The 15,911-nt window shown below is 36.7% G+C and carries 15 protein-coding genes, 1 tRNA gene and 2 pseudogenes; 9 read left to right on the top strand and 9 right to left on the bottom strand.

What is annotated here, in order from left to right; genetic code table 11:
* Positions 1–102 precede the first annotated feature (102 nt).
* Together GNY06_RS15305 and GNY06_RS10490 are read right to left on the bottom strand one after the other, a co-directional pair.
* Positions 103–240: pseudogene (locus GNY06_RS15305) on the bottom strand (hypothetical protein); the annotation flags it as partial.
* A 371-nt stretch (positions 241–611) separates the two neighbouring features.
* A tRNA-Met gene (locus GNY06_RS10490) sits at positions 612–684 on the bottom strand.
* Between the two features lie 330 nt (positions 685–1,014).
* Here GNY06_RS10490 and GNY06_RS10485 point away from each other — a divergent pair.
* Complete coding sequence (locus tag GNY06_RS10485; protein WP_166520028.1) at positions 1,015–1,365, top strand: arsenate reductase family protein; 351 nt, start codon at positions 1,015–1,017, stop codon at positions 1,363–1,365.
* Between the two features lie 47 nt (positions 1,366–1,412).
* On the opposite strand, the gene gcvT is transcribed toward GNY06_RS10485, so the two are convergent.
* Together gcvT and idi are read right to left on the bottom strand one after the other, a co-directional pair.
* The gene (gene gcvT, locus GNY06_RS10480) at positions 1,413–2,489 is read right to left on the bottom strand and encodes a glycine cleavage system aminomethyltransferase GcvT (RefSeq protein WP_166520027.1); all 1,077 of its coding nucleotides are present in this window, start codon (positions 2,487–2,489) and stop codon (positions 1,413–1,415) included.
* A 31-nt stretch (positions 2,490–2,520) separates the two neighbouring features.
* A complete protein-coding gene (idi, locus tag GNY06_RS10475) occupies positions 2,521–3,030 on the bottom strand; it encodes an isopentenyl-diphosphate Delta-isomerase (protein WP_166520026.1) in 510 nt (169 codons plus the stop codon).
* A 112-nt stretch (positions 3,031–3,142) separates the two neighbouring features.
* Between idi and GNY06_RS10470 the strand changes: the two genes are divergently transcribed.
* The 6 genes and pseudogenes from GNY06_RS10470 (at position 3,143) to GNY06_RS10445 (ending at position 11,064) form a co-directional block, all read left to right on the top strand.
* Positions 3,143–4,318, top strand: a complete 1,176-nt coding sequence (locus tag GNY06_RS10470; protein ID WP_166520025.1) for an efflux RND transporter periplasmic adaptor subunit — start codon at positions 3,143–3,145, stop codon at positions 4,316–4,318.
* Between the two features lie 49 nt (positions 4,319–4,367).
* The gene (locus GNY06_RS10465; protein WP_166520024.1) at positions 4,368–7,523 is read left to right on the top strand and encodes an efflux RND transporter permease subunit; all 3,156 of its coding nucleotides are present in this window, start codon (positions 4,368–4,370) and stop codon (positions 7,521–7,523) included.
* 3 nt (positions 7,524–7,526) lie between these two features.
* Positions 7,527–8,936, top strand: a complete 1,410-nt coding sequence (locus tag GNY06_RS10460; protein WP_166520023.1) for an efflux transporter outer membrane subunit — start codon at positions 7,527–7,529, stop codon at positions 8,934–8,936.
* Positions 8,937–8,964: 28 nt separating this feature from the next.
* Complete coding sequence (locus GNY06_RS10455) at positions 8,965–9,366, top strand: LNS2 domain-containing protein (RefSeq protein ID WP_166520022.1); 402 nt, start codon at positions 8,965–8,967, stop codon at positions 9,364–9,366.
* 1 nt (position 9,367) lies between these two features.
* The gene (locus GNY06_RS10450; protein ID WP_166520021.1) at positions 9,368–10,321 is read left to right on the top strand and encodes an NAD(P)-dependent oxidoreductase; all 954 of its coding nucleotides are present in this window, start codon (positions 9,368–9,370) and stop codon (positions 10,319–10,321) included.
* 114 nt (positions 10,322–10,435) lie between these two features.
* Positions 10,436–11,064: pseudogene (locus GNY06_RS10445) on the top strand (IS1 family transposase).
* 308 nt (positions 11,065–11,372) lie between these two features.
* Here the strand turns inward: GNY06_RS10445 and GNY06_RS14350 are convergent.
* The 5 genes from GNY06_RS14350 to hisS form a co-directional block, all read right to left on the bottom strand.
* Entirely contained in the window at positions 11,373–11,660 is a 288-nt protein-coding gene (locus GNY06_RS14350) for a hypothetical protein (RefSeq protein ID WP_244614413.1), read from the bottom strand.
* 111 nt (positions 11,661–11,771) lie between these two features.
* Positions 11,772–12,092, bottom strand: coding sequence for a PepSY-associated TM helix domain-containing protein (locus tag GNY06_RS14685; protein WP_262885043.1), 321 nt, complete (start codon positions 12,090–12,092; stop codon positions 11,772–11,774).
* Positions 12,089–12,445, bottom strand: a complete 357-nt coding sequence (locus GNY06_RS14680; RefSeq protein WP_262885042.1) for a PepSY domain-containing protein — start codon at positions 12,443–12,445, stop codon at positions 12,089–12,091. The genes GNY06_RS14685 and GNY06_RS14680 overlap by 4 nt, the downstream gene beginning before the upstream one ends.
* 366 nt (positions 12,446–12,811) lie before the next feature.
* On the bottom strand, positions 12,812–13,228 hold the full coding sequence (locus GNY06_RS10435; RefSeq protein WP_166520020.1) for a DUF5684 domain-containing protein: 417 nt from the start codon (positions 13,226–13,228) through the stop codon (positions 12,812–12,814).
* Between the two features lie 55 nt (positions 13,229–13,283).
* A complete protein-coding gene (gene hisS / locus GNY06_RS10430) occupies positions 13,284–14,651 on the bottom strand; it encodes a histidine--tRNA ligase (protein WP_166520019.1) in 1,368 nt (455 codons plus the stop codon).
* A gap of 164 nt (positions 14,652–14,815) precedes the next feature.
* Between hisS and GNY06_RS15300 the strand changes: the two genes are divergently transcribed.
* Positions 14,816–14,959 (top strand): transposase, encoded by a 144-nt coding sequence (locus GNY06_RS15300; RefSeq protein ID WP_394350840.1) that lies wholly within the window; start codon positions 14,816–14,818, stop codon positions 14,957–14,959.
* Between the two features lie 120 nt (positions 14,960–15,079).
* Positions 15,080–15,589, top strand: a complete 510-nt coding sequence (locus GNY06_RS13815) for a transposase (RefSeq protein WP_212995111.1) — start codon at positions 15,080–15,082, stop codon at positions 15,587–15,589.
* Positions 15,590–15,911 lie beyond the last annotated feature (322 nt).

The raw sequence follows: 15,911 nt of genomic DNA, 5'->3' as shown, positions 1-15,911 counted from the left end.
CCTTTTCATGGTTTGATAATGATAGAAGGCTTTGCAGGAATTATCAACTCTTACATGAATCCTCCGAAAATATGACCAAATTATCTGCTATAAAATTATTAATCAATAAAATTTAAACAGGATCTTAGATAAAAGCAAGTTGTAATACGACTTTTTGTCCTTATCCCTGTTTTTCTGAGTGATTTTGATGTCAGTTGGAATTCTTTTGCGTTCTCCATTTTGACTAGTATTTATAAAAAGAGGACATCCACCTGTTTATTTATCGATTTTTTAAGAAGATCGTGAATCGTATTGGTAGGTAGTATTTTTTTACTTCCAATGCCTTATAAGAAAAGGATTCCGACAGTAGCATAATTATTTAGTTTCTGAAAAATTGAAACCGTTCAGACCTGTTTTTTTGGTAATGGAGTAGGGGGTGAAATCTATAAAAAGGATTAATCAGAACATTTTAAATTCTGTCTTTTTCAACAAAAATAAACGCGTATGATTAATCCTTTTTGAACAGGCTCTCTCTAAAAGCTTATTCATACGAGAAAAAAATAAAAATTTTATGGACTAATTACTCATCCTATTTTTCTTCTCAAAATCTACCACTTTAAAATTGGAAATTGTAGCGGGGACACGACTCGAACGTGCGACCTTCGGGTTATGAGCCCGACGAGCTACCTACTGCTCCACCCCGCGATGTTTCGAGTGCAAATATAAGATGTATTTTGTTACAAAACAAGCTGTAGTCCTTTTTTATTTTAAATAATAGGTTATATGTTTAATTATCAACGACGTATGTGTTTGTTTTTGTTGTATTTTTTATTTTTTTTTGATGCCCTTTAGGATTGTAATGCCCTCTTTATATTCCTTTTTTAGAGCTAAAGAAGAGGTTGTTGGCAATTTTTAGGGGTAAGTGTGAGATCTCGTGAGAGAAAAAATGGCGAAAGATAGGAGAGGGAGTGATTGATTTTTTATTTTAAAGTTAGTATTTTTGGAGTTCTAAAATTTTAGTAAAAAGAAGTATACATGAGAAAAGTTTTCTATTTGAAAAGCTGTAGTACGTGTAAGAAAATTATGAAAAAGTTTCCTCTCGCGGAATGGGAACTTAGAGAAATAAAATCAGCGCCGCTAACGGAAAACGAGTTGGATGAGTTGTATAACTTAAGTAGGTCTTACGAGGCCCTTTTCAGTAAAAGGTCCACCCAAATAAAAGAGAGGGCTATTGAGGTGAATTCTCTGAAAGAAGAAGATTTTAAAGCCTTGATTTTAGCCCATTATAGTTTTCTAAAGCGCCCTGTTTTTGTGACAGACAAAGATATATTTATAGGAAGCGACAAAGCTAATTTAGAAAAGCTTTCTCGTTTTTTTGAGCAATAAAAAAGATCGCTTATTTCAAGCGATCTTTTTTATTAGAGGTTTATTTTTTAAACAAAAGGAAGTTTTACGACTTTGGCGGGTATATTTTTATTTCGAATTTTTATAAAAATATCTGAACCCTGTTTAAAATGAGGTGCCGCAACATAGGCAAGGCCGATTCCTATTTTCTTAATCGGAGACATGGTGCCTGAGGTAACTTTTCCCAGTAGCTCACCAGTAGCACCTACTACTTCGTACCCATGTCTTGGGATAGCTTTTTCCTGCATTTCGAAGCCTATGAGTTTTCTATCAACGCCTATTTCCTTTTGTTGGGTCAAAATATCTTTAGCAATAAAGTCCTTATCAAATTTGGTAATCCATCCTAAGCCTGCTTCCAGTGGAGAGGTAGTATCATCGATATCATTTCCATACAGACAGAAGCCTTTTTCCAGTCTTAGAGTATCTCGAGCCGCAAGCCCACAAGCCAGCAAGCCGTAATCTTCTCCTGCTGTGGTTAGTGCTTGCCAAAGACTTTCAGCATATTCGTTTTTTAAATAAAGCTCAAATCCACCGGACCCGGTATAACCTGTATTAGAAATAATGACATCCTTAATTTCTGCCACCGTACCTATGCTAAAGTGGTAATAGGGGATTTTGTTCAGTGGGGTATTGGTTAATTTTTGTAGTATTTCAGTAGCCTTAGGACCTTGTATAGCAATAAGAGACATCTCGTCGGAGGCATTGGTCATTTGAACCCCCTGCTCGTTATATTGAGACAAATGTTCCCAGTCTTTATCAATATTGGAAGCATTTACCACCATAAAGTACTTTTCGTCAGTGATTTTGTAAATGATCAGATCATCTACAATCCCTCCATTTTCATTAGGCAAACACGAATATTGAGCTTTTCCATCTTCGAGTGCTTCAATATTATTGCTGGTGACTTTTTGTAAAAGTTCTTTGCTGCCTGGTCCTTCGATAAAAAATTGCCCCATATGGCTAACATCAAATATTCCCGCGTTCTCACGTACGGCGAAATGCTCTTCTGTAACACCCGAATACTGTACGGGCATTTCGAAGCCTGCAAAAGGGATCATCTTAGCACCCAGAGAGACATGTATATCAAAAAGTGCGGTTTTTTTCATTTTTAAGTATATATTAAGATTTAATTATTTATTAAAGCCGATTTCGGTATTCTCTCCAAATAATCTTAAACCATTCTGTAAAATGTTCTGGCGTCTGGCTTATTTCTTTCTCCAATTCTTCTAAAGAAAGAAAGCGTATGCTTTCTACTTCAGTTGGATTGAGATGATACTCCCCCTCGTATTTTCCCACAAAGACGTAGTCCAGTTCATGCTCCCACAGATCTTCACCTACGGCGGCTTTATAGATAAAATGAAACTTTTCTTCTAAATCGCAATGAATGCCCAACTCTTCTTCCATTCTACGTAGGGCTGCCTGCTCGTAAGATTCATTTTCACGAGGATGGGAACAGCAGGCATTGGTCCATTTTCCTGGAGAATGATATTTTGTTGTACTTCTTTGTTGTAAAAGCATTTTTCCATCAGCATTAAATATAAAAACAGAAAATGCTCGATGTAAAAGTCCATTTTGGTGGGCTTGCATTTTTCCCATTAAACCCAACACTTCATCGTGTGGATTGATAAGTACAACTTTTTCTTCCATAAGAAGACAAAAATAAATATAATCAATTGATTTTCCTAATCAAAATAATTGCAAAACTTAATAATAATAACCTATATTTTTTGATAAATTTGTTAGCTTATAAAAGCATTTTATGATCAGAGCAAAAGTAATAACTTGGGGATTGCTTATTTTTCTATATACATTAGACGTTTCTTGTGCAAAGAAACAAAAACAGGGAAGCGGTTCAGCGGATTCCGCCCTCCAACAACCTCCGCAGACCTATAAATATATAGTAGTAAAGACAGCCCCCGTAACCTTATATAAAGAATTTCCGGCCCGATTAGAGGGAAAAGAAAACATAGAAATACGTCCCAAGATCGATGGCTTTATAGAGCGTATATATGTGGATGAGGGAGGTTATGTAAAGCAGGGGGCTCCCCTATTCAGCATCCGAAATCCTCAATATGAACAACAGGCGCGGGTGGCGGACGCTGCGGTTAGAAGTGCGCAGGCTTCAGTGGCTACAGCTCAGATGCAGGTCGTAAAAACGCGCCCTCTAGTAGAGAAGGATATTATCTCTAAATATGAATTACAGGCCGCTCAATTGGCATTACAGGCTAAAGAGGCAGAGTTAGCTCAGGCCAAAGCCAATTTAATAAATGCCAGGGTGAATGTAGGTTACACCACTATTGAAAGCCCTGTAACAGGTTATGTAGGAGCTTTGCCCTACCGCAAGGGGAGTTATGTGAGCAGTAGTATATCACCAGCTTTAACAACGGTTTCCAATATAGACCATATTTATGCATATTTTTCGGTAAATGAAAAAGACCAATTGGATTTTTTAAAATATGCTAGAGGGGGAACGCTCGTAGAAAAACTTAGCAATACCCCCCCTGTGAGTTTAATTTTATCGGATGGAAGTTTATATTCTGAAAAAGGAATAATAGCCTCCATGAGTGGTCAGGTAGACCCTCAAACCGGTTCTTTTGCCATGCGGGCTACATTTCCCAATAAAGATGCTATTATTCGCAGTGGGTATAGGGGGACGGTAAAACTGCCTAACTATTTGGAAAATACCATTGTTATTCCTCAGAAAGCTACCTATGAAATTCAAGGCAAGACCTTTGTATACCTGGTGGGAGAGGACCACCGAGTAAAAGCTACAGAGATACAAATAGCCTCACTTGTGGACGGTAATGATTATGCAGTAGCATCGGGTTTAACATCTGGTGATAAGGTTGTTATTGAAGGGGTAGGTATTTTAAGAGAAGGGACTAAGATTGTTCCGAAAGAGGTCCCTTTTACTGTTGGTGCATCTAAGAATTAGCGATAGAGAGAATTAAAAGCTTTATCCGATAAAACTTGAATATTGAAATATGTTTAGAAAATATATAGAACGACCTATATTGTCTACGGTGATATCCATTATCATTGTTATATTAGGATTATTGGGCATCACGACTTTGCCTGTAGCCCAGTATCCTGATATAGCTCCTCCTACGGTAGTCGTGAATGCCAACTATATGGGGGCGAGTGCAGATGCCGTCTTAAAAAGCGTTCTCATCCCTTTAGAAGAACAAATTAATGGTGTTGAAGGAATGACTTATATGTCTTCTACGGCTACCAACGATGGGTCGGCATCTATCTCTGTATTTTTTAAACAAGGGGTTAATCCTGATATTGCGGCTGTTAATGTCCAGAATCGAGTCTCGCGCGCCAATAGCTTATTACCCAGAGAAGTTGTTCAGTCAGGGGTCACCGTAGTAAAAAGACAGAGCTCTAATGTTCTTATTTACAGTTTAAAGAGTAATAATCCTCAATACGATCAGGTATTTCTACAAAACTATATCAATATTAATATCCTCCCTAAAATGAAAAGGGTGACAGGTGTGGGGGATGTAAACGTATTTGGATCAAAAGATTATTCGATAAGGATTTGGTTGAATCCTGAGAAAATGGCAGCGTATGGGCTGGTGCCTAGTGACATCAGCGCGGCTCTCGACGAACAAAATATAGAGGCGGCGCCCGGAAAATTAGGAGAGCAGGGCAATCAGAGTTTTGAATATACACTCAAGTACAGGGGGCGCTTAGCCAGTATTTCTGAGTTTGAAAATATGATATTAAAAGCCAATACGCAGGGTCAAATTTTAAGGCTTAAAGATGTCGCTAAAATAGAGTTGGGCGCTATGGATTATTCTGGGGGGGCTTATACTGATGGACAGGCTTCTGTGGGAGTGGCTGTTGCTCAGACCGCGGGTTCAAATGCCCAGGAGGTGATTGAAGGATGCATAGGTGTGTTAGAAGAAGCCTCAAAGAGTTTTCCCAAGGGGATTAGCTATGATAATATGGTCAATGCGAATGATTTTTTAGACGCATCTATAGCTAAGGTACTCAACACCTTATTCGAGGCTTTTATTTTGGTTTTTCTGGTGGTTTTTATTTTTTTGCAGGATTGGAGATCTACCATTATTCCTGCGATTGCTGTACCTGTAGCGATTGTAGGGACCTTTTTCTTTCTCAATCTTTTTGGCTTTACCATTAACCTTCTTACCCTCTTTGCTTTAGTTTTGGCCGTAGGTATTGTGGTAGATGATGCTATTGTGGTGGTCGAGGCTGTGCATGCTAAATTGGAAGATGGAGAGAAATCGCCAAGGAGAGCTTCCATCTCGGCAATGGATGATATTTCTGGAGCTATTATAAGCATTACCTTAGTGATGGCGGCAGTATTTGTACCGGTGAGCTTTATAAGTGGATCTGCCGGAGTTTTTTACAAGCAGTTTGGATTAACCTTAGCGATTGCCATTTTTATTTCGGCGGTTAATGCCTTGACTTTAAGTCCTGCTTTATGTGCTATTTTTTTAAAACCACATCCGCAGCATGGAGAGAGCCAGTACAAGACTAACTTTATGCAGCGGTTTTTTGCCCATTTCAATACTGCATTTACCGCTACTACCTTAAAATATACTAGAGGAGTGAGTTTTTTATTGAGAAGAAAGAAAATTACCTTGGTGGCTGTTTTGGGTTTTACAGCATTGTTTATAGGTTTACTGCTTAGCACACCTAAAGCTTTTGTCCCAAGTGAAGATATGGGGGGTGTTTTTTCAGATATCGCTCTGCCCCTAGGCGCTTCTCAGGAAAGAACTGAGGAAGTATTAGCACAGATAGAACAAGTCATTAATAAAATACCGGAAGTAGACCATGTTTTAAAGATCTCTGGGCGGGGCATGATTAGCGGTACCGGAAGTAACTATGGGATGATTATTGTAAAACTTAAACCATGGGATCAGCGTCAGGGCAAATCCTCTTCTCAGGATATTATTTTAGAAAAACTCTATAAACAAACAGCCGCTATAAGAGATGCACGAATCATTTTTTTCGGAAGACCCACGCTTCAGGGATTTGGTACTGCTGCGGGTTTTGAAATCCAACTTCAAGATCACAAGGGAGGTACAATTGATGATTTGAGTAAAGTTACAAATGATTTTATAGATGCGTTAAAGAAGAGACCCGAAGTTCAGAATGCCTATACCTCTTTTAATGCCGATCTCCCTCAATACCTTATTGATATTGATGTGGCTGCCATTAAAACTGCAGGGTATTCGGTCTCAGATATATTGAATGCTATCCAGGGTTATTTTGGAGGGGTTTATGCTTCCAATATTAATCTCTTTGGAAAACAATATCGGGTTATTTATCAGGGACCCGCTGATCAAAGAGCCAATATAGAGAGTTTCAATTTGATAAATGTGAGAAGTCGTTCCGGGGTGATGGCGCCCATAGGATCATTTGTAAGCCTTAAAAAAGTATATGGACCTCAGAGTATCCGACGTTTTAATTTGTTTACTGCCGTTCCCATTAACGGTACTCCTAATTCCGGTTATAGCTCGGGAGATGCTATAAAGGCGGTGGAAGCGGTAGCTTCCCAAACCCTGCCTCAGGGTTATGGTTACGAATTTTCAGGTTTAACAAGAGAAGAATTAAATGCGGGTAATCAATCAGCTTTCATTTTTGGATTGTGTTGTATTTTTGTTTATTTCTTACTCTGTGCACAATACGAAAGCTATCTCTTGCCCTTTTCGGTAATGCTATCTTTGCCCTTTGGGCTCGCAGGAGCTTTGTTTTTTACCAGAATTTTTGGTGAAGCCAATAATATTTATACTCAAATTTCCTTGATTATGTTAATTGGCTTATTAGCTAAAAATGCCATACTTATTGTTGAATTTGGGCGTGCAGCCCGTTTAAAGGGCATGTCAATAGGTAAAGCTGCATTAAGAGGTGCTCAGCAGAGATTAAGACCTATTTTGATGACGTCTTTTGCTTTTATATTTGGGCTTGTTCCCTTGGCTATTGCTAGTGGAGCGGGGGCTAGAGGTAATAATGCAATCGGAGTAGCAGCCATTGGAGGGATGCTCTTTGGAACATTGTTAGCCGTTTTTTTTATTCCTGTATTATTTGTTGTATTTCAGTTTTTGCATGAAAAAATAGCGATCAAAAACGAAGATAAGGCAGATGTACCTAAGCTAATAGATTAAAATATGAGAAGAATGATTAGGATATGGATTTTTGGAGGAGTGCTCTCTATGATCATGTTATCTTGTAAAGTTACCAGTAACTATCAGACTCCTGAAATTCCGACAGAAAAGCTGAGTCGTCTGTATGGTTCAGAAATACAGGGACAAGATAGCCTTCCCATGGCCTCTATTTCCTGGAAAAATATATTTATTGATCCCTATTTGCAAGAAGTGATCGATAAAGTAATTCATAATAATTATGATCTTAAAATAGCGATTTCGAGAATACAACAATCCGATGCTTATTTCAAACAGAGTCAATTATCTTTTTTACCTTCGATAAGTACTGGGGCGAGTATGGGAATGTCCAAGAATAGTCCGGCGGCCCAGGTAAGCTCTTCTTTTCCCATTCACCACATGGAAAATTATCAGTTGAGCATTAATACAGGCTGGGAGATCGATATTTGGGGAAAACTAGCAGCAGCTAAGAGAGCTGCTTATGCAGACCTTCTAGCGAGCGATGCTTCTAAAAGGGCAGTGCAAACCCAATTAGTAGCGCAGGCAGCGAGTCTCTATTATCAACTATTAGCCTTGGACAAGCAGCTGGCTATAACAAATCAGACCATAAGCATCAGGAAAAAGCAGCTTGAAACCATAAAAACCTTAAAAGCATCAGCTATTCTAACGGGTGCTGATGTGGTACAAAGCGAAGCGAATCTCTATGCTGCAGAGGTATCAATACCCGATATCCAACTCAATATAAGGAATACGGAAAACGCTCTCTCTTTATTGATGGGTGAGCCTCCCCTCCATATTTTGCGTGGCGAATTGGACGAACAGGTATTGACGGCCAATCTTAGTACGGGAATTCCACTTCAGATTCTTAGAAATCGACCCGATATCCAAATGGCAGAATATGATTATCAGAGAGCTTTTGAGGCTTTAAATGTAGCCCAGGCCTCTAGATATCCTTCTTTAAATATTACAGCCGCCTTTGGATTGTCTACTTTAAAAATAAAAGATCTATTCCGTAATTCCTTTTTTTATTCTGTTAATGCAGCCTTAAATCAGGTAATTTTAGAGAAGGGAAATTTGCGAACGCAGATCAAGATCACAGCCGCCCAAAGAGAACAAGCCTATTGGGCTTATGAAAAAAGTGTAATAAATGCTGGGAATGAAGTTTCAAATGCACTATATTCGTATCAGCTTGCAAGAGCGAAAGAGGGGAGCCGGGAAAAGCAAATTAAGAGCCTCTTAAAAGCAGTTGATTTTAATATGGAATTATTAAAATACACTTCTAAATCCAATTATACAGATGTACTGACAGCCGAGCAAAATCTTCTGGCAGCTCAATTGGCAGGGGTTAATGATAAACTTCAACAATTAATAGCTTCAATCAATTTTTATAGAGCCATTGGTGGAGGGCAATTTTAATTAAATGATCAATGATAAACTGAATACTATGGAATTAGAGTTTAAAAACCACCTTAGCCCTATGCTTAAGGATGGTATTGTTAATTATCTTATCGATATCGATGGCACGATTACCGAAGATGTACCCAATGAAGAACCCGAAAGAATGAAGGTTTGTAAACCTTTTCCCGATGCTTTAGCCACAATTAACAAATGGTATGACCAAGGTCATCAGATTTGCTTTTTTTCCTCCAGAACGGAGGATTTACGTGAGATTACCGAAACCTGGTTAAGGGAAAATGGATTTAAATTTCATAGTGTTTTATTAGGTAAGCCCAGAGGAGGAAATTATCATTGGATAGATAATCACTTAGTAAAGGCGACCCGCTATAAAGGTAAATTTACCGATATGATAGAGAAAAAAGTAAAAATTAAGGTTTTTGAAGATTAATATGAAAAAGATTTTAGCCAACGATGGGCTTTCCAGAAGCGGAATTGATAAATTGCAGAGCGAAGGTTTTCAGGTAATTACAGATAAAGTAAATCAGGATGATCTGATTCAATACATCAATAATCATCAGATTGAGGTAGTGCTTGTACGCAGTGCTACAGAGGTACGTAAAGATATTATAGACAGCTGTCCTTCTTTAAAAATTATTGGAAGAGGGGGAGTAGGAATGGATAATATAGATGTGGAATACGCCAGAGAAAAAGGTTTAAAAGTAATCAATACACCTGCTGCTTCTTCGGAGTCTGTAGCCGAATTGGTTTTTGCCCATTTATATTCAGGAATGCGTTTTCTATATGATTCTAACAGAAATATGCCCTCCAAAGGCTATACGGATTTTGCAAAATTGAAGAAAGCTTATGCTGGAGGTATTGAGCTAAGAGGAAAAACCATAGGGATTATAGGGATGGGTAGAATTGGTCTAGAGGTAGCACGTATTGCATTGGGACTTCGTATGAAAGTGATAGCTGCCGATACCTGTGTAGGAAAAACCAATATAGAAGTCGATTTTTATAATGGACAGTCTATACAGGTGGATATAGAAACAGAACCTATAGAAAACATTCTTAAGAAGGCTGATATTATTACCCTGCATATTCCTTCGCAGAAAGGTTTTGTTATAGGACAGGATCAATTTAATATCATGAAAGAAGGCGTGGTACTCATCAATTGTGCCAGAGGGGGAGTTATTGATGAAGAGGCTTTAATAGAGGCTTTAGATTCTGGTAAAGTGCGTTTTGCGGGGCTAGATGTTTTTGAAAATGAGCCCACTCCTTCTACCAAAATATTATCCCATTCAAAAATTTCTCTTTCTCCGCATATAGGAGCGGCTACTTTAGAGGCTCAGGATCGTATAGGTACAGAACTAGCGACTCAAATTATTCAAATTTTAAGTTAAATATACTTAATCAAAAAAGCTGTCTTATCACACAGACAGCTTTTTTGATCTAGATCGCTCCGGAATAAAGTATTGCTAAATTAGGATAGTTTTTTTATCTTTATTAAAAAAACAATGGATTGTCCAAAATGTCATGAGTCTGAAAAAATAAAAAACGGTATTGTCAGGAATCTTCAAAGATACAAATGTAAAAATTGTGGATTTAATTTTACGGTATATAAAGAGGGGGTGAATATTCAAAAACAATCAAAAAAAAGCGTTTCAACTTTATCTTGAAGGCTTGGGCTTTAGATCAATCGGCAGGATTTTAGACGTTAGCAATGTCACTGTTTTGAATTGGATTCGTAGTTTTGGTAAAGAAGTACAATCATTGCAGTGTGAATCTGAGGAAATAAAAGTGGTAGAGCTAGATGAAATATACACTTATATAGGGAGTAAAAAAAACACGGTTGGATCTGGATTGCTGTTGATAGATTTGGAAAAAGATTCATCAATTTCGTTATTGGTGACAGAAGCCATCAAACCGCAGAAGAGTTTTGGGAAACAATAAAACAGCACAAAATGGAGAAGCTAGCAAGTGATCACTGGAAAAGCTACCAAAGCTTGTTCCTAAAGAGAAGCATCTTCAGACAAAGGCAGAAACATTTACCGTAGAAGCTTATAATAGTTTGTTCAGGCATTTTTTAGCAAGAATGAGAAGAAAGTCCAAATGCTATTCTAAAAAAATAGAAATGCTCAGATGAGCGATACTTCTCTTAATGCACCATCATAATAAACACTACGATATTTAATTAGCAACACCCTACTCAGGAAACTTTAAACAACTTCTATATATACTTGATTAACAATATCAAAAAAAAAATATTATTTCATTGGGCAAAAAGTTGAGCAAATAAAAAAATGCCTTTATTTAAAGGCGATTTGTAGCCTACAATAGTTTGATAAAAAGGCTGTCTCTACATTGATACAGTCTTTTTGTTTTTTTATCTCTTTTTTTTTAACCACCAGATTAATAGTCCTGTGATAGGCAGAGAAGCCCCAATAAAAGCTACTAAAAAATAAAGTGATCTTCCCATATACCTCCGAAATAGGAACCTATATGCAAGTCATAATTGGCTTTTTGGATTTTTACAGCTGTAGTAGCCGAATGGTAAGATTGAGCATTATAAGAAACATTTTTGATTTCCCTTCCGGTAGATGTATCAAAGATGTACATTTTTAGATCATAATACTTTCTGTAAGAAGGGTAAATATACATAGGAGTTGTGGAGTCAGTTGGCATGGAAATATAATACCCTAGTATTTTGTTTTGATCGTTGATATGCTCCCAAGAGGTCATCAGAACTTTTGATATTTTTTCTCGCCGAAAATTTTTACCAGTCAATTCTATTTTTTCTTGTTCAGGTGCAGATTTTCCAAGCGAGGTACTCCAGTATAGAAACTTATTAAATCAAGGTAATCCATAAAACATTCCTGTGAGTGAGATAATAAAGAGAACAATCAATACATAAAATCCCAAAACATTGTGTAAGTCGTAATTCAGGCGTTTAAAACGGGACTTCCATTTTATGCTCAAGCTCTGTTTGCGAATGGGTGGAGTCCACTTTTTGGGCCACCACAATATTATCCCTGAGATAAGGGTAATCGCAAATATTAAGGTAGTATAATTAATGATGGGTCGTCCTATTTTATAAGGGAGCCAAAGAAAGCGATGACCTTTTAGTGTCCAGTCAAAAAAATCAAACTCTTCTTTAAAACTGGGTCTTTTCAAAACTTCTCCCTTATAGGGGGCAATATACAGGTAAAACCTTCATTTATTTTCCCCAAGCCTAACACTGAAGCTCTTCCTGTCAAACGTTGTATAAAAGTGGGGGCGTGATTGGGATATTCTTTTTTAGCAATAAAATAGAGAATGGCAGGTGAAAGCATCTCCTTATGCTGATCAGGAATATGAAGTTTAGGTTCCATTAAATCGTCTATTTCTTCTCGGAAAGACCATGTAAGCCCTGTAATGTATATGATGACCACTATTAAACCTGAAAATAAAACTAGCCATAGATGTAGCCATGCAGCTATCCTATAAGCTAAAGATTTTTTGATTCTTTTTTTCTGAGATCTGTTCATTTGTAGTATGATAAGAAAGACTCAAACGAGATCTAAATAGAATAAACTTCATTATTAGGATTATTTAGATTTGAACCAAATATAAATAATACTGTTTTATATTTTGATTCTTGTATTTTGTTTTGATGATTTATTTTAAGCGATTAAGTGTATAGAATAAATGTTTAAGAGTGTTTCGTTAGTGTAGTATTAGACGCTTATTTCTATACTCAGAGGCTAAAAAGCAGTGATGAGAATAGAGTGTAATAGCAAAAAATAATTATTTAATGAGTGAAAAGTATCCTGAATATTAATGAAAAATAAAAAAACTGCCCCCAAAAAATTGAGAACAGTTTTTCTATTAAATTTAGTTTCGCTTTGGAAACTCTATTTTTTAAGTACGGAATCTGAATTAAAGCTGTTTTTTTGAAAGGCGTGTATCAGCATATTTAGACTTAAGCCTGTAAGCACCCCTAGTATCCCCAAGAGTATGGCGTAGTTTTCTTTTCCAAAGCCTTTTGCAAGCCTGTATGCGGAGACAAAAGAGGCGTAAAGATGAATGAAGGGAATAAAGAATAAAAGGGCCCACCACATAGGTTTTTTGATCACTTTCATCAAAAAAAACAAATTGAGAATAGGAATAAAGGCTGTCCATGCATTTCTAATTCCTGCATTTTTAAATGTTTTGTACCATAGAAAACCTAAAAAAAGGTAGAATAAAATTATGAAGACTAATCTTCCTGTTCCAAGATAAGGCGATATGTCTACTGAAGGAACATTCGAGAACTGTAAAATACTTAACATAGCTTTAATAGTTTAGAATTAATAATTGCAATAAAGGTAATTATTTTAAAAATATTTACATAATTTTTTTTAAATCACTTAAAAATTCACCCTGAGATAGGGTCTGTTGTGTTCCCGAATGAAGATTTTTTATAGTAACATTAGCGGTTTGGATTTCATCTTTTCCTAGGAAAACCAGATATGGGATTTCTTTTTTTTCGGCATATGTAAATTGTTTTTTTAGTTTGGCGGCTTCTGGATACAGTTCAGCCGAAATTCCCCTTTGTCTCAATTTATTAATTAGTTTAAGCGCCTCTATAGCTTCTTTTTCTCCATAATGAGCGAATAGGTATTCTACTTTTATCATGGTATGTTCGGGGAATAAGTTGAGTTCTTCCATCACCATATAAATCCTATCCAGTCCAAAAGAAATACCCACGCCTGGGATATCTTTTACGCCGAATACCTCTGTGAGATTATTGTAGCGACCGCCACCCCCTATAGAACCCATTTCAACATCTTCAGCTTTTACTTCAAAAATGGTTCCGGTGTAATATTCTAGGCCTCTGGCGAGTGTAATGTTAAACCTCAGTTTTTGCTTTTCTATTCCAAGAGCCATAGCACTAGAAAGAACAAATTCCAGTTCATTAACTCCTTGTATCCCTATCTCAATATGCTGAAATTTTTCTTTAAGCTCCTGAAGATTTTGTAAGGCATCGTCTTTTTGTTGAAACAGAAAATCCAACCTTTCAATGGCAGCTTCTGGGATGCCTTTTTCTAACATCTCTTTCACCACACCTTCTCTTCCGATCTTATCTAATTTATCCAGTGCAACGGTAAAGTTGATTAATTGATCCGTTATACCTGCATATTCTGCCAGACCCGAAAGAATTTTGCGGTTGTTAAGTTGGAGACTGATCTTTATGCCTAATTCTGTGAATGATTTTACATAGAGCTGCACCAATTCTACCTCCTGCCAAAGACTCCCAGAGCCAACCACATCAGCATCACATTGATAAAATTCTCTAAAGCGGCCTTTTTGTGGACGGTCAGCCCTCCATACTGGCTGAATTTGATAGCGTTTATACGGAAAAGTTAGTTGACCATGATTTGTGGCCACAAATCGAGCAAAAGGTACAGTAAGATCATATCGTAAAGCTTTGTCCGAAATTTGGGGAGTGAGCTTTTTGATATCCTTATTTAGCCAATTCTCTTCATTAATTTTACTGAGATAGTTGCCTGAATTTAATATTTTAAAAATCAATCTATCCCCCTCTTCTCCATATTTTCCAGTTAGGGTAGAAAGATTTTCAAAACTGGGGGTTTCTAAAGGCTGAAATCCGAAGAGTTCAAAGTTTTTTTGTAAGATATTGATAATATATTTTCTTCTGGAAACTTCCTGTGATGTAAAATCTCGGGTTCCTTTCGCTAGACCTGGTTTCATGTTTATTTTTCTTCTAAGGCACAAAAATAAGCATAAAGTCTTAAATGAAGCCTTCTATATTTAGAGCCTGTTTAAATTTCTATAGAAAATTTTTCTAATAGGCATTCAGAGGTTGGGTATTTGAAAAAAAACAATGAACCCCCCACCCGATTTAACGAAAACCAATGGCAATATATATAAAGAAAATAATGAATCTAAAGACAAGATATAGCAAATATTCACTTCTACTGATTTGGAATGCCTTAATGTATTTAGTAAAAACAGGATCTCAGTGGCGCATGTTGCCTAAATCTTTTCCGAAATGGTAATTGGTTTATTGCTATTATATGCGTTGGATAGAGGCAGGGTATTTTGATTTAGTTTTGGAAAATCTACGCATGAAAGTTCGTGTAAAAAGGAGACAACGAGTTTAATCTTCTTTAGGAATAATGGATTGCAGGAGTGTTCGCTGGGACAATAACACAGGACTTCATGGAGTAGATGGAAACAAGAAAATAAAAAAAATAAAGCGTCATGTGATAGTGGATAAAAATGGCTTTTTAATAGCTGTGATGGTTTGTGTTGCCTATATTCATCATAGTAAAGCAGGATTACTTTTACTCAGCCTACTCAGGGAAGAGCGGATTAATTTCAGATGCATTCTTGCTGATGCTGGTTATAGAGGAGATTTTCTAGATAAAACGCATAGGATTTATTCATACCTGATAAAAGTTGTAAACCGCGATAAAGAAAAACAAGCTAACAAAGAGTTTAAACCTGTAAGCAAACCATGGATGATAGAAAAAACTTTTGCTTGGTTTGAAAATAATAGATGGCTTTGTAGAAACTATCAATTACTCCATGAATCTTCCGAAAACAGATGTAAAGAGGGACAGGCCCAATCAGTCTTTAGATTAATATTGATAATATTTTCCTGTGAAGAAGCATTAATCCACTAATGATTCTTACTAAATAAAAGGATCTAATTGTATGCTTAGCGTTCTCAAGCTCAGCAAGCAACAAAATATTTTAAGATTAACATGTGTAGGCAGACTCAAATAATGACTATCCGTAACGATATGCTATATATTATTTTGTTAAAAAAAATGAAAGATCAGGCTAGCATCATTTTTCAGAACAACTCGTTGAGGAGATAAGAGCCTGTTTAAAAATAAGCGAAAAAAAAATAATAAGGGCATCTAAAAGAAGTTTAGTGTTACGTTCTTTGAAGTGATAAAACTTTAAAAACATGTACTTAACCGACTTATCAGATGCCCATTG

The sequence above is a fragment of the Elizabethkingia argenteiflava genome, from assembly GCF_009904105.1.
Taxonomy (GTDB): Bacteria; Bacteroidota; Bacteroidia; order Flavobacteriales; family Weeksellaceae; genus Elizabethkingia; species Elizabethkingia argenteiflava.
This window is presented reverse-complemented; position numbering and strand designations above follow the sequence as displayed.